The following is a 20348-nucleotide window of genomic DNA, read 5'->3' on the forward strand; positions in this document are numbered from 1 at the left end:
CTCCCACTGGAGTACTGTGCGTCCAGCGGATGACGGCACGATCAAGCGAGGACGAGACGCCATGGTTGACCTGAACTTCGCGCAGGGGCGCGGGCTGCGCGTGAGTGCCGGGCCCGGCAACGCCAGCGTGAACTTGTCCCCGGGTGCCGGGGTTCATCGGCTGGCTGTCACCGTGACCGTGGCAACGGTCGGCTTGGCTGAGGGGTTGCCGATCCAGTTGAGCGGTGAGCTGTACGCCGAGCTCAACGACGCGAACCGGTGGCTTGGGCCGCTACAGCCGAAGCAGCTGGCGACTCGCGGGTTTCAGGCGACCGAGCAGCTGACGTGCGCCCTCAGTGACGGCCAGCTCCAGGTCATTGAGGACATACGGGACGGCCGTGACCTTCCGCTTCGACTGCACCTCGACGCTGTCCTGCTCCAACCCGTCGACGGCTTGTATTCGCTCGTGCAGGCACAGGAGCCGGCTTTTGTGCAAGCTGAAGCATGGGCGCGGCAGCTTGAGGGGCTGGGTGCTGCGGTCGTGATGGAAGTCTTGGTGCCTCTGCCTCTGGACGGAAGCGAACTGCGAAAGGCCGTCAGCCGTATTCGAGAGGCCAAGGGTCACATCGTTGACGGCAAGTATGAGGAAGCCATAATCAAGGCACGTTCCGCACTCGACTATGTGAAGGAGGTCGTTCCTTCAGACTCGTCGGCACCGCAAAAGAAGGCGAAGGAACGGACGCAAGCACAGCGATGGAGCGTCTTGGTCGATAGTCTCTATAGCCTCGCTAGCGGTGCAAACCATGACGACGAAGTGACGGCCGACTTCGTATGGAGCAGGGACGATGCGATCATGATTGTGGCCGCCGTGGCTGGACTGTTGGGCAGACTGGCACCAGATACTCAGAAATAGGGGCTTTCAGTCATGTTCGGTGTGGATCGGCGGCGGTAGCCCCTCGCATCTCCTCTTCGAGGACCCAGACGAACGCAACGCCAGATCGTGGAAAGATCCAGCCATCGAACCCGATGTCGACCGATCGGGCGGGCACGGCTTCAGGACTGTGCTCAACGCGACTTTGCTGGGAGCTGGCGATGAAGTCGAGTGTGTTGACGCGGCGGATGCCGGCCTCGCTGTAGTTGAACTGGACTTTGAGGCCTTTGGTCGGGCGAGGCAGATCGAGGTACAGCAAGTGGCCGTGACGCTGGACGAGCACACGGTAGGTGTAGGCGACGGTAACGGGTTCGCCGCTCATGGCAGTGGTGCCGAGGCCGGCGGTGTAGAGCTGCGCCCCTTGGCGCTGCGTGCGCCGGATGGTGCGCTCTTTGCCGTTGACGGCGAGCTGGACGAGCTCGAACGCGTCTCGAGATGCAGCGTCGAGGCCGGATGACTGGCCGAAGTACCACGCTGACGTCGTGGCCTGGTCGCGGAGCAGGTCGCGGTACTCGGCGAGGTCGGACACGCAGGCGAAGCGCATGGTTGAGTTGGCTGGTGTCACGCGGTACTCCCAGCGCAGAGTGGCGACGAACATGGAGCCGCGGCCAGTAGTCGGACCAGCGGTCCAGGGCGCGAGGTCAACGGAGACGTTCACGTCGTGCCAGCGCTCGGGCGCGCCGATGATCTGGTTGCGTACGTCGGCGTAGACGTCTTGGGCCAGCGCTTGATCCTCGAGTCGCAGGCCAAGAGCGTTGGCTGCGATGCGGTCCAGAGTCTCGGGCGAGGCGATGTTCTTCAACGCCGTGGGGTCGAAGGCGAAGCTGTCGAGAACAGCATCGCGGATAGCTGGAGCCTCCTGGCGAATGACCGCGCGGAATCGCTCGGCGGCAAGTGCTTCCGATTCCTTGCGGGCGTAGTACTCGAAGATGACGGCGATGACGCCCGCGCTGAGCAGGGTGGTTCCAAGCTGGTTAGTCGGCCAGGCCACCAACCAACTCAACGTTGAGGTTGTCGCGACCGCCTGAGCGGCGAAGAGGAGCCCAATCCCGGCGATAGCAGTAACCAGCCCGGCGAGGCGGAGCTTGGTCCTGTAGAGCTGGTGAAGCAGGTCGGGCATATTCAAGATTATTATAACAATAATGAGGTTACTGTCGAATAGGCAGAGGATGCCCCTGGTGTCGGGACCGTGCCAGGGGCATCCCTAATGCTTCATGGGCGGACGAGATCAGGTATCGCCCCCGCCCCCGCTAAGTATCGCGCGCATGTGCCACCTCCTCTGATCTACTGTTGCGTCACCGAGACCGGTCGGACTCGGATGTCGGTAGACCGGATTCGCCGTAGATTCAAAGTTTCTTCAACCCCTCAAACACCTGTTGAAGAAGCTCCGGATCAGCCCCCGGCGCCGGCGGGCCCTTGGCTCCCGCGGTCTTCGGCCGCTTCGGTAGCCCCTGTTCGGTTAGCTCGTACACCGGTGCTTCCAGCTCGCACCACACGACCCGGCCGACGTTGGTCGGGTAGGAGCTCCACCGCGCGCACCGTGACGTCACGGCATCGGGCCACGCCGGCGGCTGGTTGTGGCGGTCAGCTACCTCGACAATGACGCCAGTCTCCAGCAGCACCAGCCGCACGTGGAGAAGTGCGAGGTCGCGAAGGTTGATCCAGCGTGCCGTTGGGTCGGGTACGCCGGTCAACTCAACCGCCTGGCCGATCAGCTCACGCAACACGGCTTCGCCGGTGCCGACCAGCTTGGCGCGTTGCCAGCCCGTCAGGGCGTAGCGGAGGAATAGCGCGCCGACGTTCGCCGCCGTGGACGTGGCCGCCAAGGTGAGGTCGGCTATCGCCTTGGGACGGGGCTGCTCAGCCATCGACCGCGGGGCGGGGATGGTCTGGCCGTTCATCTGCTCCGGCCGTAAGCGTAGGTCGCCCGCTATAACCGCCATCAACAACGCCTCCTTCAACGACCATTCCAGCCGTGCCGTCCGCTCGCTCCTTGATGCGCGCGGCCAACCGCACCAGCCGCAGCGCAAAAGTGATCTGGTCCTCTCGGGAGACGTCGTCGCTGAGAACTCCCGCTACGAACGCCCCGGTGTCGTTGTTGATGTCCTTGAGCTGGCCGACGATGTCCATGCCGAGGTCGCGCCGATCCATCACGTGCCGCCCGGCATCAGGGGTTTCATGGTCGGTCTCCGTGCAACTTGGGTGACAGGACCGGCGACGGGTTCCCAGGCGTCCAGGCATCGCCGGTCCTGCCGGTTCAGGGAGTGCTCGTGAGCGCGAGGTTGTGCTCAGCGAGCACGGCTCGAGCGCACGGGAAGGTGCAACCGCACACGGCGCATAGGCCGTAGTCGTCGGCGTGCTCGTTCAGGATTTCGGTGGCGAGCTGGTGCAGCGTGTCATTCTCGCTGTCCGCTTCGGTCGTCGTCTCGACCATGCCCGCTCACCCCGCCGCCGGGGCGAAGAAGGTCAGCAGTCGGTCACGAATCAGCGCCGCGGACTGTTCGGCCGGCTTCCGGTTCACGTCTACCCGCAGCACGTCGAAGCCAGCTTGGATCAGCCGCTCGGTGGCCTGCCGGTAGAAGTGTGCTTCGGCGTGGCTGCTGCCAGGCGAGAGTTGAAAGCGGTTATGCGGGCCACGTTCGCTCAGGCGCTCCGAGATGACCTCGGGATCAGCTTCGAGGATCACAGCAAGGTCGGGGCGGTCGGCTTCGGCATTGAGTCGCCAGAGGAATACCGGGTCGATGCCGTCGAAGCGCTGCATCACCAGGCCGGACGGGATGTAGCGGTCGCTGATCACCACGCGGCCGGCTTCGAGGTTCGGCCGGACTTCCGCCTCAAGGTGGTGGTAGCGGTCAGCCGCGTACAAGCAGGCCAGGGCGTATCCGGTGGTCGTATCGGTCAACTCATTGCACAGCGTGCCGATGGGGCCGGTGGACGGCTCGGCCGTCACGTGGACGTCTTCGCCAGCGGCGACGAGCAGTTGGGCGAGATGCTCCACGATCGTGGACTTCCCGGCGCCGCTCGGCCCGTCCACACTCACGAACAAGCCGCGTTGGTGATCAGAGAAGGGCCGGAGGCTCATCGTCGTATCCTCCCGTCCTCTGACCGCTCCGTTCTTCCGGGCTGTGCGCCTTGGCGGCCGCCAGCTCGATAGCGGTCATGGCCTCGCGGGTGAGGTTGATCTGATGGGCTGCCAGGTTCTCGTGGAGACGTGCGCTGCTACTCGTTCCCGGGATCGGCATCATCACGGGGGACCGGTTTAGCAGCCACGCCAGCGCGAGCTGGGCAGGTGTGGCGCTGTACTGGGTAGCCAGCTCGTGAAGCAAGCCGTGAGGCTCGACGAGGCGACCTGAGGCCAGCGGGGCGTACGGCACGAAGGCGATGCTGGCGAGTTCGCAGTAGCGAAGAACCTCTTCGAACATCAGGTTCGACACGTTGTATTTGTTCTGCACGGCTGCGACGTCGATCAGCTCGCTGGCCCTCTGGACCTGATTGAGGTCCACCTTGGATAGCCCGATGTGGTGAATCTTCCCTTCGGCCTGCATGTCGGAGAGCACAGCGAGCTGGTCCTCCATGGCTACGGCGGGGTCGATGCGGTGGAGGTAGTACAGCTCGATCCGTTCGATCTGGAGCCGCCGAAGACTCATCTCGACGCACTGGCGCAGGTACTCCGGCCGCCCACACGGTGCCCAACGGTTCGGACCTTGGCGAGTGAGACCGCCCTTGGTGGCGATGACCAAGTCGTCGGGGTAGGGATGCAACGCCTTGCGAATGTACTTTTCTGCCGTGAACGGGCCGTAGGCGTCGGCGGTGTCGATGTGTGTCACACCCGCGTCGACGGCATCGCGGAGTACCTGCATGGCACGATCCGGGTTGTCCGGAGCGGCCCAATGGCCAGGGCCGGTGAGCTGCATCGAGCCGAAGCCGATGCGGTTCAGGCTAGAAAAGAGCATCTTGATCGACCTTCTCGGGAGGCTGGCCGCGCAGCTCTTCCAGGCTGGCGGCCTTGGTAGCGACCAGCACGAACAGCCGCGCGGCGACCAGCGCGTCATACGTCGCGCGGTGGGGGCTGAGGTCGTCCGGCAGCCCCTCGGCCAGGCTGAAGGATTCGACCAGGTTGCCGAGCCGGTAGGCGCCCATGCCGGGCATCAGACGGCGCGCCAGCTTGAGCGTGTCGAATACTTCCGGCGGCTCCCAGTTGGTGAGCTTGCGCTGAAGAACACCCAGGTCAACGTGGGCGTTGTGGGCGACAAGGGCGTCAGCGCTCAGGGCTGCCAGCACGTTGCCAGTGATGTCCTCGAACGACGGGCAGTCGGCCACGTCCCTGTTCGTCAGGCCGTGGATGCGCGTGGCGAAGTGCTTGATTGAGGTCTCCGGCTTGACCAGCCAAGACACGGGCTCCCCGATGATCCCGTCGACCACCGGCACGGCGGCCAGCTCCACCAGGTCGGGCGGCTGCTGGCCGTTGCCCTCGACGTCCACGACCACGAAGTTGAGGCTCGTCCAGTCAGTCATCTTGCGTTTCGCCCTTCCATCCGATGTCGGCACGACCGTGCCGACGCTCACGGTGCGGGTGGCGCACGTCGTGAACCTGGAAGCCGAGGGCGTGTTGCAGGTAATAGCGCGGCTGCTCGGTCTCCAGGCCGGACACCACGGCCGCCCGCTCGGTGATGTCCACGACCACAAGACCACGAGCCTCCGGCAGCGTGCTGGCGACCTCCTGCAACCGCTCGGGTGACGGCACGCGGTGGGCGCCCGCGCAGAGTTCGAGCTGACTCAGCGGGCAGATGTCGCACAGCTCGCGAATGCCGTAGTGGCCGTTGTAGTCGGGCAGGCCATGCGCGTAGGCGACTGCGCAGCTGGTCTTGCGGAACAACGGCGTGGAGTTGCCGAACGCCGCGAGCACCCGCTGTTCCAGCGTCTCGGGCACGATCTTGCGGCGCGCGGTGTCCTCGTACGGCTCGGGCAGGTTGTTGGCCTTGTAGTACGCCGCGATCTCGCCCCTGTAGAACAGGCCGGTGAACACCGTGGCGTCGGCGTGCTGGGCCAGCTCGTGGGCGGCCTCGAGGTGCTCCGGCGAGTCGTTCAAGCCGGGCACCAGCGGACGCCAGTACAGGATGGTCCGGTACCGCCGGCTTTCCGGCCTGCTCATGAGCGTCAGCGACTCAGCCGCCACGTGCGACGGGTAGGGCTCGATGGCCTTGTTCTGAATCCCGCTGTACGTGAACAGCAGCGTCACTTTGACGTGCTGGAGCTGGTTGAGTCGGTCGATGTCGTCCGGCTTCATCTGGTGGCGGGTGATGACGAGTACGTGATTGGTCAGGCCGCGCTCGTCCAGGTCTTCCAGCACGGCGAAGGTGTGCGGCCGGACGACCGGAAGGAACGGGTCGGTGGCCCTGTTGAACACCTGCACCGGGGTCACATGCGGCTGGAAGTACCGATGAGTGACCAGCTCTTCGACGGCCTGGGCCTCGCTCATGAGCGCCCGCGGCACCCGCTGATCCCACAGGCCGTAGGTGTGCCGGATGCAGTACGCGCAGTCGAGCGGGCAGCCCTGGATGTGGTTCAGGCTGAGGCCCGACTTGCGGTACTCGACGACCTCGCGGGCACGCTCCGGTAGTCGGTCGATCTGGTCCCTGCTCAGCAGGGCGACGCGAACAGTCACCTGGCTCTCTCCCGAGTCCGATGGGGACGGACGCCGCTACGGCGTCCCTGACGGGAGAGTAGGGAGAGGAAGGCCTGATGAACAGAAAATTTCTCAGTATTTCTAGAAGCGCCACGAAGGATACAAGGCAGTGGAAAAGGTGAGCAGCGCTCCTGCTGTCCAAGGGTTCATGCTGACTCGCCCCACGGTTGGCTATGCGGGACTGTCGTACATGTCCCCGTACGTCCACACCTCGGACTGTGGCAGTCCTGCGATTCGAGACTTAAAAGTGTCAGTAACGGACGAGAGTGCCGTCGCAAAGACGATTCGGTCGGGTTGCCGGCCCAGCATTCTTGTCATTTTTTCGAACTTTTCCGCGTCTTTGGGCTGCAAAGGTTCGGTCTTACATTCGCCGACGACGAGCTTGCCATCAACTACGCACGCGATGTCTAGTTCTCTCTTCTTTCCTGATGGTTCAAAGTTATAGAGATCGATCTCGGGAACATAGTGAAAAGTGGACTGCGACTGCATCTTGAGCTTATAGAGAGCTTGGGCGGTGACGTGAGAGTTATGGACGTAGAATTGGTAGACCGTCTCGGCTAGCCGGTAGTACCATTTCGGCTCAATTGGTTCTTTCCAATGGGCTTGCTTGAATTGCTGTCGAAACGAGCATCGACTGCAAGTAAAATCGGTTGTAAGAACCTCAAGGTCATACCAGGAGGCGAGTCGGCAGCGTTCGCATTGCAGGATGTATCCGCGGCGCAGAACACGTTTCCCGACAAGTTCATCGACAAGCGTGCCGGCTGAGTCCTCATTTCCAATGCTATCCATTATAGCCGCAAGACTAAGGTATGCCCGTTGATCATTAGTAAGATAGATCACGCTGCCATCTTGACTGTTTCTTGTCTCCATAAATTTGTCGAGTACGCTGCGCGTAGCGGCGTCCTTGATGAATGCGCCAACCTCATCTAGCCCGCCGAATCGATCGATAGTGTCGAGGAAGTAGTTACCTTTGTCGGAGTAGCCTATGGTGACTCCGCAATCCGAAAAGTAGGCTGCCATCACTGCCATCTCATCGGGCAGTGTTATTTTCGGCTTAACCAAAACTACATCGATGTCTCCGCCGAAGTACCCGACGTTAGGGCAATGGTAAGTAATTCCGTCTGACGCTACCCGCGACTCGTTACTCAGGCCATGGATGTTTATTATCGCAGATCCCAAATCTGGAAGCGCAGGAGGGCCGTACCCGTCGATCTGTAGCGAGGTCAACCAGTTGTGGCCAGACGGTTTGATGAAACCGAAGTTCTTCGGCTTTGGCGTGGGGAATGGACTTACGCTTTGGTTGTCGATGAACACGATTGTTTCACTATTTGTGTAGTTGTTCTCCTCGAACACTCGAAGGAGGCAGTCGGTGGAGGAGCGTTCAATGGGAACGCAATCTACCTTCGAGGCGTAACGGTCACGGTCGACGTATGAGCACTCGGCCATTTGTCTGCGGTATGCGATCAGCTGCCGCTGACTTAGGCTCATGCTGAGTAGTTGAACTCGGTTCTCGTGATGACCATAGTCAATGGTTTCGAAGTACAAGTTGATCAGGGCGCGTGTCAACTCCTGCGATGCGCCAAGTGTCTGCTGTTCCTCTCCGCGCTGGTATCGCCGACGATTTTCGGCGACGGCACGATAGCAGTCTCGCAGCCAGTCAAGTGGCAGCCAAAGAACCCGCTCATGAAGACGGGACAGGCAGTAGTAGAGGCAAAAATCATCTACCGCGTCTCCTACTACGACCACGGTTGGTTCTTTTTCTGTGTGGTGGTGATCGATTTGATAGTATTGGCCAAGGTGTAACATGCTAAGACCAAACGGTGTCCTCGGCATGTACTCATCGGAGGGACGCCAATGGTCAGCCTCCGTTTGCCAAACTGGACTCTGGCTCCCTAATACATGGCAGACGAATTCCTTCGTGTCATAGTTGTCGGGGAGTTGGTTCGTGGCGACCCCTTGTTTTTCCAATTCTTCACAGTAGGCGGAGCTCGCGATTCCCGTCTGGGAGTATGCTAGAAGGGCGGCGGTAGGGTCATCAATCGACTTCGGTAGAATGATCTCGGCAGGCTTGTTGTTCGCGTGGCTGACGATATCCGCGATCTTTGTAAATGGATAGCCGAATCCGGATTTTCGTGAGATTGGGTGACGCACTGACTTTCCATGAAAGTGGAAGGGGCTTAGTCTATTGATGAGCTGCCGTTCCAGTTCCTCGCTGATAACTAGCTTGTCGATTCGCGATGTGGCGGCGTTATCAGTAAACCATTCTTCAAAGTCGCCAGCGAAGCCCTCCTTGTCCCATCCCTCTTTGTACTTCTGTTTGGTTCGAGTGAACGCCTCTGGGTCGGCCTCCTGCATGTCTGAGAAGGAGATATTGTATGTGGTGATATTGTCGGGGTTGTAGGCTTCAAGTACCTCCCAGAACTTTTCCTTGATTCGCCTTCCGTCGGTGGGTACAAGGAGGAAGTATCTACCGCCCCATACTGCTGAGGCGTGTTGAATTGCACCCTTGGCGGCCGTCGGCCAAAGAGAACTTGCTTCGTTGATCAGTACGGCGCAACGGGGGGTGCGGACCGTTGCTGTTATATTTTTGTAGCTAGGGACTTGCTGCACTTGGCTCATTTCCTGCCGCCGATCCGGCACTTTGAAATAATATTTGTATTATACTTCGAGGGTAATGATTTAGTGCACAGAAGTTCTCAATGAGGCACTATGCATCACCTTCAGATGCTTCAGCCGCCAGGGACTCACTAACACCGTTGATAATCGCCCGCGCACTCCGCCCGTAACTCGCTACTGCCGCCAACTGCTCGAAGGCGTTGCCGTACAGCTCGATCTCTTGCGGCTGCCGCAGGTCAAGTGCCGCGCTAAACGTCTCGACCAACACTCGTTCACTGTCGTACATCCAGAAGCCGTGCCACGGCGAAGTGGCGTACTGCGTCTCAAACCCGATAATCCCCAACCGGACGTTGGGCAACTGGGAGAAAGACACCAAGCGGTCGAGCTGGCCGAGCATGACCTCGGGCGGGCACAGCCGGAAACGCAGTGCCGCCTCGGTTAGAACGAAGTGGAACCGCTTATCCGGCCGGTACAGAATTTCCTGACGCTGCACGCGAGCGGCTACCGCCTCGTTGATGTCGTTCGGCAACTTCAACCGGCGGATGCCCTCGGCGAAGCGGGCGCGCGCGTACTCGGCAGTCTGGAGCAGCCCCGGAATGACAGTAGCTTCGAACGCCCGGAAAAGCCGCGTCTTGTGGTCCCACTCGATCAACTCTTGCTGATGAGGTTTCAGTCCGACACGTAGGACACGCTGCCACTCAGCGTGCTGGACCTCAAGCGTGTGCAGCGAGGCAAGCAGCGCATCGGTCTCAACTTCGCTGTTCGTGGCATGGGTCCATGCGCGGATGTCGTCGTCGCTGGGCGTCTGACGCCCGTTCTCCAGCTTGGAAATCTTGGATGGTGGCCACAACAAGAACTCCGCGAGCTGCCGGCCGCTGAAGCCTGCGGTCGAGCGAAGCTCGCGGAGCCGTTTGCCGAGCGCGTTCCGTGCCTCGTGGACGTTAGACGCGCTTGAGGTGTTGTTCGGTGGCAAAGTCGTCCCGTTTCACAGCGTGGTGCCATGCGGCATCGCGCCAGTAGTTGTGCTGCACGACCTCGGACGGGTCCTCGATGACCTCGCCGCCAAGGAAGGCGTCGTTGTCGTCGAAGTGCATCCGCACCAGCTTGCGCGAGTCGAACAGCCAGTAGTCATGGTCGGGGAGGCCTGTGGCTTTGGCCAGGCCGCGCTCCAGGTAGCGGATATCCTCGCCTGCGCCGTTGGTGAACTGCGCACACCACACACCGAACCGGCTGTAGTCGGTGAGCGGCATGCTCACTACACGCACGCGAGCGAACCGCTTGCCGTCCGACGTAGCTGCGCGAATCATCTTCAACCAGTCCTGCATCCATGGCAGGTCGTCCTGCTCGCCCGCGAGAAATTTCTGCAACGACTCGTTCTCGTAGTCGGCGTCGTAGCGGTCGCGAGCCTCCAGGCGGAAGGCCGTGTGTTCGAAGGAATGGAAGAGCCGGCCGAAGTCGTCGCCGATGAGCAGGCTCAGCGCTCTCCCTCCTCGTTCATGTAGCGGCGGGCATACATCTTGAGCACGTCTTCGGGGATCTCGATCAGGGTCTCGTGGTCGGGCACCGGGCCGACGTCCGCGAGTACCTGGGGGTCGGTGACCTTCCACCCCTGGGCGATGTATGTCACCCGATCGGTGCGGTCCGTGGCGAACAGGGTAGGTGAGTTACCTACCTGCGAGTCGGGGTCCTTGCCGAGGAACCGTGCGCGCATCTGGCCTCCTTGCGAGAAACTTGCTGAAGCGTTCCTGCCCATGGTGCCGGAGGGCAGGGACGAGGTCAACGGCGTGCCCGCCACGATCGCCGCCCGGTGACTGCGTACGCCCGAATGATCGGTAGTTAGATGTACGCGCCCGGAGTGTCGGATGGCTGTTCGGGTATTCGACTGCCTTTTTATGGCATAATCTACTTATGGAAAGTGAGTCAAACAACCAAAGTGAGACGTCGATGCTGCAATGGCTGATCGGAGCCGTGGGCGACGAAGCTCTCGCCTATCTGCTCGGCTGCGATCTGGCGGATATTCCGGAACTCGCTTCCGGTGAAAAGCAGCCTTCTGGTGACCAGGCGGAAGTTGTTGACAATCTTTCTCTTTTGCGGGACAATATGCCGTCCCAGCTGGACGAGGGCAGCGTCAACGACGCGGTACGAGGTTGGTTAATGCAGGTCAGCTCCGAGGGCAGGACGGTCGCGGTCAAAATACACGAACATGTGTCGACAGCGGACGCCACACCTGCGGCAGATGACGAACTCGAACGCGCGATTGTGGCACTAGCGCTTGACGTCTACGTAGCCTTCTTATTCCCGTCTGATCTCCGAATGCCCACGATGATGCAGATCAGCAGCATCCATGTTGTCCGGGCGACTCTTCAGCACCCGGCGGGGAAGGCGTTTCAGGAGGCCGCTCTCGAAGACGCCGTTATCGGAGCTATCTTCGAGACCGAGGTCGAGCACAGCGGCCGTACAGCTATGATGTATGCCAACACTGGCTCTGGCGGTAGTCTGCAACTACTGATGCTGTCCGAGTTGTTGTTGAACAGGGCCTGGAGGCGAATGGACAGCGCTCGGCGAGCGCCGGCGTTGTTCGCTCAGCAGGCTGTAAGTGAGTTGCGCCTGGCACGCGACCTCATGGCGGGTAAGACTCGCGCCATTCCGGCGAAGATTGCCTTCGCGGGCGTCTTGCTACCTCCTGGCGCACAGCTGAAACTTGACTGCGGTGTTATCCGAGCTGCTTCCGGGGCGGATCGTAAGCTCGCCCCAGAGTCACTAAAAGGGCAACTGCAGGGCACGGATGCCGATGGGGTGACCACGCTAATCAACTATGACGGTGACGTCATCCTGGACTATGACTACCCATTCAGGGTCCGTTTTACGAAGACCGAGATGTCTGACCGGCCGCAGCCTTTTCCTGATGACATGCGCCCACCGGCAAGTTTCGCCAGTGCTGTTACCCGTCTTCGCTTCAGTCTCATGCTGGCCGCGGACCGTCCATCTCGGGTGCAGTTGGTGCAGACCTGGCAGAGTATTGATGCGCCGCTCAATGCTGGATCAACAATTTCGTGGTCCGACCCTCGGCAGGGAACTGGAATTATGCCCGTCCAGCTTACGGAATCCGAATTAACTGCTTGGGGTGAGTGGTATGAGCGGCTGAACACGACACATGTGGCGCGGATCGAACTGGCGTTGAGCCGCATCCTGCGTGCCATCGCTGAACGGCGCGAACCTTCCGATGTACTCATTGATTCCGTGATCGCTTGGGAAAATCTATTCGGAACGAGCGAGGGTGAGCCGACGTTCCGGGTCACGATGTGCCTAGCCGTTTTGTTGGAGGAGTCCACTGAGGCCAGGCAAGAGCTCAAGAAGCAGCTCGGTGCTATATATGGCCTGCGAAGCAAGGTGGTTCACGGTAGTCGCAACTTGAAGGAGAGTGAGTACCCACTGTGCCAGGAAGCCCTCGAAGTTGCCATACGGGCGATCCGGACACTGGTGAGCGAGCGTGCCGATATTCTCGAACTCTCAGACGGCGCTTTGCGGAGCACCAAACTACTGTTAGGTGGCTAGAGATTATGGCGGACTGGTGCTGAGTTCGGATAAGTCTAGAAACTAAAATAACCTGCTCCCACCGAGCAGGTCGTCTGCCTCAGCCCTTGGCGGGCGGGCTGCAAAGAAAGAGAGTGGTGAGCCAAGCTGGCCGGGCGTCGTCGCTGGCGGCGACGTATCGCCCGACCAGCTGGCCCGCTTCATCTTGGCAGGTCATCCCGGTAAGAGCCTACCGATCGACCTTGAACAGCACACTCGACGAAGGGCTGATGCCCGCAGCCCACCACGTCTCGTACACGAGGTCGCCCGACGCGGTGTAAACCTGCTGGGCTGCTCCGTCGTTGCTCTTGTCAAAGGACGTGATGTTGTTCTGACTGATGCGGATCAACTCACCGCCACCACTACTGGAGCCGTTCCACCAGTACTCTTGCACGTGGTCGCTCGTGGCCAGATACAGCTCGTGAACACCGTTGTACGTGGTCTTCTTGATCTGCATGGCGTTTGCTTGACCCGTTGCTATCGTGCCGTGTGACGGCGCGCTGTTCAGCCAGTAACTCTGCCACGCCGTCGTGCTGGTCCCGGTGTAGAGGAGCTGCCCGCCGTCAGGGAGGTTCTCTCCCTTGCTCAGACTGCGGATGTCACCCTGGGTGATGTTGATGATCGTCCCGGTGTGAACGCTGTTCTCTCCGGGATGCCACCACAGTTCGTACACCCAGGTTGGCGTGGCCACGTACAGCTGCTCGGTACCGTCCGGCCCCTTCGACTTGGTCATGGTGACCGGACCGTTGATGCTGTCGAGGTGACTCACGTGGACGCCGTCGCCGCCGTCACGCCACCAGACCTCGTACGGGCCGTCTTGAGCCAGCACGTAGAGCCGGTGTGTGTAGCCGGCGCTTTCCTGCTGCGGATCAGCGATGACCTGGCGGACGCCGCTGAGGCCGGTGACGATCTTATTGTGATGGACTCCGTCTCCTGGCCGCCACCACGTCTCCCACACCCCGTCAGGCACGGCCGTATAGAGCGACTGCGTCGTTCCATCCGGCTCGTTGACTTTGTCGAAGCCGACGATGTTGTCCTGGGAGATGTGGATGATCTCGTCGGTATGGACACCGTCCCCGCCAGGATGCCACCAGGCTTCCGTGACAGACGACTTCGTTGAGGCGTAAACCTCGTGGGTCGTCCCGTCGGGCGCGAGTGTCCGCTTCACGTGGGTGATGGTCGGTGGAGGGGGCGGTGCCGCTGGGGAGCCAGGTGAGGTGTCCGGCGGCGTGATGGTGTAGCTCGGCAATGAGAATGGCGTCGAATTCGGGTTCAGCTGGTTGAGCTTGTCCAGTGACCTGTTAGCGATCTCGTTAGCCGAGTCCGCTATCCACAAGTCCTGGTAGGCGCTACCGTGTGAACTCGCCGGGCTTGGCGGGATGTACCCGGCCTTCCCTGTGCAGACGCCGTCCCATTTGTCACACCAACTTCCTGTGCGGTTGTTGAGGGCGCTCGGCGTGTAGGGGTTTCGAGTTTTCAGTGAGCCGAGTGCGCAGCTTGCACTTCCTCGCCGCCACGGTACGCTGACGCCTTCGCCCGAACTGCAGGCGGTGGCGCGTGGATCGCCGTAGAGGGCGACGTAGCCGATGTGGCTTCGCGTGTAATCACTGATGCTCATCATGGCATATCCCACGACCTCGGCGCCTTGAGAGTAGCCGCCCACGACGATGGACTCTTTCGGGCACCGATTTGCGCGGTCGTTGAGATGTGCGGTCAGCTCGTCGACACCCTTCCAGACGCTGTTGTAGTAGCCGTCCATTCCGGTAAGGACGCCCCAGTCGGCCCAGCCGACGGCTGGGTACTCCCCGCTGTCGTTTGGCTGGGGTGGCGCGCCGCCGTAGTTCCAGGGTTCGATGTTCATGTCGACGGGAACGTCACCATCTTCGTTGCCCACTTCGACCCAGTTTGTATTGACCAGCCGCGGTGGCCGGTTCAGTACAGAGCGGACGTCCTTGTAGAATTCGTGCGCTCGTAGGTCATTGAGGTGCTCGCCGGAGCCTCGCGCGAACACCATGTAGACCCCACCATTCGTCATGCAGGCAGGGTCAGCGTTTGCGGGACTCGCCGGCCCGAAGACCACGAGACCAGCGCCGCTGAACAGCGTAGCCATACAGAGCATGAGCGCTCTGAGGCGACTATGCGCTTTCGTGCGCATAGGTCATCACCTTCTCTCTTGTTCTGAAATGAGCAAACCCGCCAATCCCTTTACCTAAACAAGGGGGGCGGGTCGTTACGAGAGAATAACATATTTTGAATTTAAATCAATAGAACGTCAGCTTTACCTCTTGTGGTACGGGTGCAACTCCCTTGCCATTTGGAAACCGCTAGATTATAGTGAGGTCAACTAAAAGGCGAGAAATACTTTGAACTCAGCTCAAACTAAGCAAACCAAAAAGATCAGTGTTAGGCGTGTAATTATCGGTGTTGTCGCCGTGCTGGCGGTTGCGGCGGTAGTCATTGGATTGGGGTTCTTCTGGCTAACTCACAATTATGCTAGCGATGACGCCAGGGCCCTTGAGTCTGCGCTAGCGTCAGCGGGTGCCAGTAAGCAATGCAGCAGAGGCGATGCGGGGCGAGGTCCAGACAACTACAGTCCATGGTACTACGCAATTTACAACGTCCCTGACGATAGAGCGGCGGCGGTGGACTTAGTTCGAAAAGCTGCACAGGAGGCAGGCTTAAGCCTGACAGACAAGACTGACGCCAATCCGCTGTACGACCAATACTTCTTGGGTGTGGCGAGCAAGAGCAGCGCTCACGCCGACCTTAAAGGTGGAAGCGCCAATTACTCGGTGCTGGTCTACAAGACCCGTGCATTCGTAGCCCCGCAAGATAAGCAATATTGCACAACCACGAGACAAAGCAGCCCTTCTTCTGGTACAACCACAATCCAGATAAGTGTCAACCTTCCGGAATTTAAGAGATAGCTGAGACTATCGGTTACGTCTGTGTTTGGTGTTGTATGCAGTGTCAGGTGGAAAAGAGTGGCGACTTATAGGCGTATCTATCTCTTACGGTCATTAGTGCTGAGCGTATGTTTAGTCGGCCCCGTCCTAGCCACTCGAATATCGAGGGCCAGGACGGGGCTTGTGATTGGTGTGCTCAGTACGTCAGCGCCTGACACTGCGCCTTTGACGCGGTCAGTAGCCTACGGATGAGCTGAGCGAACCTGCCTTCGTCGATAATCGGCTCCAGTGTCATGGACTCGAACGCAATCCCGTGCCGGATGGTCAGCCACTCGTCACCACCTTCGACCTGGTTGATAAAGCACAGGTCCCGGTAGTAGAACGCCGTGCCGATCGCCCAGTTGCCGTGTCCGATTCGCTCCTCCAGTTCGTCGACGCTGTAGCAACCAACGAAGCTGTTTCGAGTGAACGGCGGATCGTCCGCTGAACTGATCCACGGGTTCTCCAACCCGAGCTGGTACCACTGCTCCCGCAGCTGCTCGTCCAGCTCGGGCACGACGCGCACCTGCTCGATGACGTCCCACGTTTCGGTCAGTTGGACGGCGTAGCGGTATGCCTCCGACCAGTCAGTGAACGCCTGGTCGTCGCTGCTCCACCGTGGCTCGCTGCCGGTCCACATCTGGACGCGGTAGCTGCCGGTGTTCATGAGCAGGTGAACCAGGTCCTCGGGAGCCGACGTGTCGTCGCCGCGCCGGTTGGGTGGGCCGACGATGACTGCTGACCCTACGATGACGTCGTTTCCCCGGAAAGCCGAATTGTGTACCCACGCGAGCGTGGTCGCTCGGTGGTTGACACGCATCCGGTTGAGCTTGCCCTCCTCATTGAGGTAGATCGCGGCCGGCGGCCGGTCGAGACCGATGATCTGGAGGTTCCCTCCGACAATCTGTCGGTAGGCGTCCACGTCGTGGCGCTCGATCTGTTGGAGCCGAATCGGTTGACCCGGATCGACAGGTATGACGATGGCGGTAATCACTGCGCATCGCTCGCTTCTGGACCCTGTGAGGCTTTTGCCTGGTGGGCGGGTCCGCTTCCACACCAGGCCGCTCCCCGTTGCGAATCGGGGAAGGGTCCGGTGTGCAGGTGGTTGTGGGAGCGGAGGGCGGTCAAAGTGACCGCCGCTCCGCTCCGGGTTCAGCGGGGGCGTCCGACCTCAGTCGGAAGCCTCGCCGCTGCGCCGCCGACTCCGACCGGTGGTCGTGCCAGCGTCGGCCTGCGGGGCGTCGTCCCCGAACAGGCCTTGGATTGCGCCGCGCCGGGCGGCTGCCTCGCGCTCGATCTCCTCGAGCGCGGCCTGAGCACGGGCGGCGAAGTCCGGCTCAGCCTTCTTGGTGGTGACGTACAGCTCAACGGCCCTCACGGCCGCGTCGCCCAGCGAGATCTCGTCCAGCTGCGCCACCAGGGCGAATTGAGCGTGCAAAGAGTCGGGCACCTTGATGCCCAGGGTCTTCACGCCGCCGCTCTTGGGTTCCGACATGGCGGAGCCTCCTCGGTGTTGGTGCGGCCGGCCATCCCGGAGTCGGGATGACGACGACGGCCGCATGACACCGATGAGGTGTCAGGCCGCGCGGTCCTGCTTGCGCCTGGCTGCGGCGATGCGCTCCATGCTCATCTCGGCGTAAGCCGGATTCAGCTCGACGCCGATCCAGTCGCGGCCGTGCTTCTCTGCGACCAGCGCGGTCGTGCCAGTGCCCATGAAGGGGTCGAGCACCATACCGGGCACGCCGTCAGCGCCGCACACGCAGGTTGACTCCAGATCGCCAACGGCCAGCAGGCGGCCGTCCCGGCGTTCCAAGGCGCGGTGCCACGGCACACCGCAACTCGCGCAGACCCGTTCCGGGCAGGTTGCCAGCAACGGACGTTCGGCCAGGCTCAGCGGGAAGGCAGCGAAGTGGCCGCCTCGGAATCCGGCGGTCGGCAGTGACCAGACGTCGCCGGGATTCTTGCCGAGCGGGTGTCCAGATAGGCCGGAGGACTTCAGGCGGGAAAGCCCGCGGTTGTCGTTCAGCGTCCAGCCCTTGCGGTTCGCTGCCCCGATGCCTGCTGGTGGGTAGCTGCGGGGCGCGTCGCTGGGACTCTGGCGCTTGCCGGTCACGAGCGGCTGGCGAATGGGGTCGAGATCGAAGTAGTAGCGCGGCGAACGAGTGAAGAAGTACACCCGCTCGTGCGTCGTGGTCAGCCGGTCGGCCACAGAGGACGGCATGGGGTTGGTCTTGGCCCAGATGACCTCGTTGCGCAGTGTCCACCCGTCGCGGACCAGGGCCAACGCTACTCGCGAAGGGCCAAGGAGCAGACTTTTGGTGGCCGCACCCTCGGCAGGACGGCGGGAGTAGCTGTCGCCGAGATTGAGCCAGAGGGAGCCGGTTGGGCGGAGTACGCGAGCCAGTTCACGGGCGACGAGCCGCAGGCCGTTCACCCAGCCGTCTACGTCCGATTCGGCTCCGAGCTGCTGCTCATGGCCGTAGTTGCGGACGCCGAAGTACGGCGGGCTGGTGATGATGGTGTCCACGGACGCGGCCGGTAGTTCGGCCAAGCGCTCACGGACATCTCCAATGAGGATGGTGTTGCGGGGGAGATTCCTGGCGCCTGCTGCTTGCGGTGTGCCTTGAAGATCACCTCCTAGCTGTGTAGGTGGTTGCATGGATTGGTTCTCTGTTTAGTTGTTGAGGGGTGCCCCGACGTCCGGATGGGGACGCCGGGGCGTAGCCGGGCCGCGTGGCCCTGGCTGGGGTTGCCGAATTCGCTCTAGCCTTGAGCTGCGTTTTCGCGAACATATCGCGCGAGCGCAGGGTTCAAGATGAGTCCCCTTGGGGACACACACGTTACCCACACGGGGAGGCAGTCACCGCGACTGCCTCTTTTTTGTTGTCGTAGACCACCTGCAGGCCCAGGTCGCGGTAGACCTGCGTGATCCTCTCCGGGCTGCGCGAGTTGAGGTGCCTCGCGACGTCGCCCAGCTGGTCAAGCATCGCGTAGACCTCCGCAACGTCGACCGCTTGCGTGTCCGGCAGGTGCTTCAACTCCTCCAGGGCGGCCTGCCGCTCGGCCTGTGCGCGCTTCATCGGCTCGATGAAGTTGACGGGGTCCACGCCCGCCTCGATAGCCGCAAGGTGCCGCCGTAGCTTCTCCTCGGCGCCCTTCAGCCGCTTCTCCGCGTTGGCTCGACGGCCGTCCACCCGCCCGTCCTGCGACCCGATGAGCAGCCGTACCGTCTCGTCGCGGTTGTCCGGGGCGAAGATCTGGCACAGCCAGTCGTTGATCGGCGGGACCACGACGTCCTCGCGCAGGTTCACCGTCTTCGGATGATCGGCCAGCGCCGCCGATCCCGGCGCCATTGTCCGTGCGATGCACCGGTAGTAGACGCCCTTCCTGATCGCCGCACCCTGCATCTTCCGGGTGCAGATCTCACAGCGCACCAGCCCCTTCAATAGGTACGTGTGCTTGGTGGCTGCCCGATTCCTTTCGAGCTTGGCAATCCCGGGCAACCCGCCGGCCGCGCGGGATCGGCGCATCAGCTGTGCCTGCGTGAACGCCTCGACTGAAACAATCTCCGGGTGCGCAGGTCGCCGCGACCGAACAACGCGATCCGGCGCTGCCCGCTTGAACCGCACAACATGCCCCGCGCCGACGTCATCCGGATTCAGAAGCGTCTCGTGCTTGGTCCAGCGCCCGAAGATCGCGTACCCGGTGTACCGCGGATTCTCCAGAATGGACCGGACGGTGCTCCCTTGCCAGCCATCGGCGAGCCGGTGCCGGTTCTGGTCGGGCCGGCGTTCCGAAGGGCAGGGCACTCCGTCCTCATTGAGCCCCTTCGCGATCGCGCGGTCACCGACGCCTTCCATGTACTCGGAGAAGATCCGTTGGACCACCTCGGCTGCGTCGGGATCGATGGTCAGCACGCGCAGCCGAAACCCCTCAGCGGCCTTTCGGGGGTTCGGGTGCAGACCGCCGTCAACGACGACGTACCCGTATGGCGCCCGGCCGCCCTGGTGCCGCCCTTCGTTGACAACCTGCGCATCCATCGCGGCGCGGACACGAGCCTGGACGTGCTGGCGTTCCGATTCGCTCATCCCGCCGAGCACGCTCATGAGCATCTTGTGCGACGGATTCCGCGCGTCGTACTTCCCGCCAAGCTCCGGCACCCACAGGTCGACGCCGTACGCGGCGAACCGGGGCGCGATGAGCGAGAACTGATTTCCGAACCAACACCGGGTGCCCTCGCCGACCACTACGGCGTTCCACGTCCGCCGGGGATTCTTCAGCTCGGCGAGCAGCCGCGCGGCCTCGTTCCGGCGCTCCCAGGGCACCGACCGCGACTGCCCGACGTCGAAGTACTCCGCCACGACCCGGCCGCCCAGCGGCTCGACGAACTTCCGAGCGTTCCCGAACTGCCAGCCACGAGAGGTCTCCGGGTCCTGATTGTCCTCCGTCGAGCACCGGCCGTAGGCCGCCAGCTCACCGATCCCGTCGTCGACCGGCTCGGCTACCTCAAGACCCAAGATCTCGTCCAGCGTCGACCACGGGTCGTTGCTGATTTCAGCCGTCACGGTTCCTCCTCTGCTGGTCCATCCAGTACCGGCACCTCGGTAAGTTCGATCAG

The 20348-nt window shown here is 61.7% G+C and carries 19 protein-coding genes; 2 read left to right on the top strand and 17 right to left on the bottom strand.

Translation table 11 applies throughout. From position 1 onward, the window contains the following. The first annotated feature begins 61 nt into the window (after positions 1–61). Entirely contained in the window at positions 62–892 is an 831-nt protein-coding gene (locus AB0M93_RS40045) for a hypothetical protein (RefSeq protein WP_364284531.1), read from the top strand. Between the two features lie 10 nt (positions 893–902). Here AB0M93_RS40045 and AB0M93_RS40050 read toward each other — a convergent pair whose 3' ends face one another. The 12 genes from AB0M93_RS40050 to AB0M93_RS40105 form a co-directional block, all read right to left on the bottom strand. Further along, positions 903–2030 (bottom strand): hypothetical protein, encoded by a 1128-nt coding sequence (locus AB0M93_RS40050; RefSeq protein ID WP_364284534.1) that lies wholly within the window; start codon positions 2028–2030, stop codon positions 903–905. Positions 2031–2256: 226 nt separating this feature from the next. After that, the gene (locus AB0M93_RS40055; RefSeq protein WP_364284537.1) at positions 2257–2811 is read right to left on the bottom strand and encodes a hypothetical protein; all 555 of its coding nucleotides are present in this window, start codon (positions 2809–2811) and stop codon (positions 2257–2259) included. Beyond that, positions 2771–3061, bottom strand: a complete 291-nt coding sequence (locus tag AB0M93_RS40060) for a hypothetical protein (RefSeq protein ID WP_364284540.1) — start codon at positions 3059–3061, stop codon at positions 2771–2773. Before AB0M93_RS40060 ends, AB0M93_RS40055 begins: the two co-directional genes overlap by 41 nt. Before the next feature lie 106 nt (positions 3062–3167). Next, positions 3168–3344: a hypothetical protein gene (locus AB0M93_RS40065; protein ID WP_364284542.1), complete on the bottom strand. Its 177-nt coding sequence runs from the start codon at positions 3342–3344 to the stop codon at positions 3168–3170. Between the two features lie 6 nt (positions 3345–3350). Next, on the bottom strand, positions 3351–3992 hold the full coding sequence (gene tmk / locus AB0M93_RS40070; RefSeq protein ID WP_364284544.1) for a dTMP kinase: 642 nt from the start codon (positions 3990–3992) through the stop codon (positions 3351–3353). Continuing rightward, complete coding sequence (locus tag AB0M93_RS40075) at positions 3970–4863, bottom strand: aldo/keto reductase (protein WP_364284547.1); 894 nt, start codon at positions 4861–4863, stop codon at positions 3970–3972. Before AB0M93_RS40075 ends, tmk begins: the two co-directional genes overlap by 23 nt. Next, positions 4850–5425: a 3'-5' exonuclease gene (locus tag AB0M93_RS40080; protein WP_364284550.1), complete on the bottom strand. Its 576-nt coding sequence runs from the start codon at positions 5423–5425 to the stop codon at positions 4850–4852. Before AB0M93_RS40080 ends, AB0M93_RS40075 begins: the two co-directional genes overlap by 14 nt. Continuing rightward, positions 5418–6575: a radical SAM protein gene (locus tag AB0M93_RS40085; protein ID WP_364284553.1), complete on the bottom strand. Its 1158-nt coding sequence runs from the start codon at positions 6573–6575 to the stop codon at positions 5418–5420. Before AB0M93_RS40085 ends, AB0M93_RS40080 begins: the two co-directional genes overlap by 8 nt. Positions 6576–6767: 192 nt before the next feature. After that, on the bottom strand, positions 6768–9236 hold the full coding sequence (locus tag AB0M93_RS40090; protein WP_364284556.1) for a hypothetical protein: 2469 nt from the start codon (positions 9234–9236) through the stop codon (positions 6768–6770). Between the two features lie 67 nt (positions 9237–9303). Beyond that, the gene (locus AB0M93_RS40095) at positions 9304–10185 is read right to left on the bottom strand and encodes a helix-turn-helix transcriptional regulator (RefSeq protein ID WP_364284559.1); all 882 of its coding nucleotides are present in this window, start codon (positions 10183–10185) and stop codon (positions 9304–9306) included. Next, entirely contained in the window at positions 10154–10690 is a 537-nt protein-coding gene (locus tag AB0M93_RS40100) for a DUF6879 family protein (RefSeq protein ID WP_364284743.1), read from the bottom strand. The genes AB0M93_RS40095 and AB0M93_RS40100 overlap by 32 nt, the downstream gene beginning before the upstream one ends. Further along, the gene (locus tag AB0M93_RS40105; RefSeq protein ID WP_364284562.1) at positions 10687–10923 is read right to left on the bottom strand and encodes a hypothetical protein; all 237 of its coding nucleotides are present in this window, start codon (positions 10921–10923) and stop codon (positions 10687–10689) included. The genes AB0M93_RS40100 and AB0M93_RS40105 overlap by 4 nt, the downstream gene beginning before the upstream one ends. Positions 10924–11156: 233 nt before the next feature. On the opposite strand from AB0M93_RS40105, the gene AB0M93_RS40110 reads away from it, so the two are divergent. Continuing rightward, positions 11157–12767 (top strand): hypothetical protein, encoded by a 1611-nt coding sequence (locus AB0M93_RS40110; RefSeq protein ID WP_364284565.1) that lies wholly within the window; start codon positions 11157–11159, stop codon positions 12765–12767. 208 nt (positions 12768–12975) lie between these two features. Here AB0M93_RS40110 and AB0M93_RS40115 read toward each other — a convergent pair whose 3' ends face one another. From AB0M93_RS40115 to AB0M93_RS40135, 5 genes are all read right to left on the bottom strand, one after another. Further along, complete coding sequence (locus AB0M93_RS40115; protein WP_364284568.1) at positions 12976–14820, bottom strand: cutinase family protein; 1845 nt, start codon at positions 14818–14820, stop codon at positions 12976–12978. Positions 14821–15887: 1067 nt separating this feature from the next. Continuing rightward, on the bottom strand, positions 15888–16724 hold the full coding sequence (locus AB0M93_RS40120; RefSeq protein ID WP_364284571.1) for a DUF3846 domain-containing protein: 837 nt from the start codon (positions 16722–16724) through the stop codon (positions 15888–15890). A gap of 177 nt (positions 16725–16901) precedes the next feature. Continuing rightward, a complete protein-coding gene (locus AB0M93_RS40125; RefSeq protein ID WP_364284574.1) occupies positions 16902–17225 on the bottom strand; it encodes a hypothetical protein in 324 nt (107 codons plus the stop codon). Positions 17226–17306: 81 nt separating this feature from the next. After that, positions 17307–18257 (bottom strand): site-specific DNA-methyltransferase, encoded by a 951-nt coding sequence (locus AB0M93_RS40130; protein WP_364284577.1) that lies wholly within the window; start codon positions 18255–18257, stop codon positions 17307–17309. Between the two features lie 313 nt (positions 18258–18570). Further along, on the bottom strand, positions 18571–20295 hold the full coding sequence (locus tag AB0M93_RS40135; RefSeq protein WP_364284580.1) for a recombinase family protein: 1725 nt from the start codon (positions 20293–20295) through the stop codon (positions 18571–18573). Positions 20296–20348: the final 53 nt, after the last annotated feature.

The organism is Amycolatopsis sp. NPDC051102, from assembly GCF_040682815.1.
Lineage (GTDB): Bacteria > Actinomycetota > Actinomycetes > Mycobacteriales > Pseudonocardiaceae > Amycolatopsis.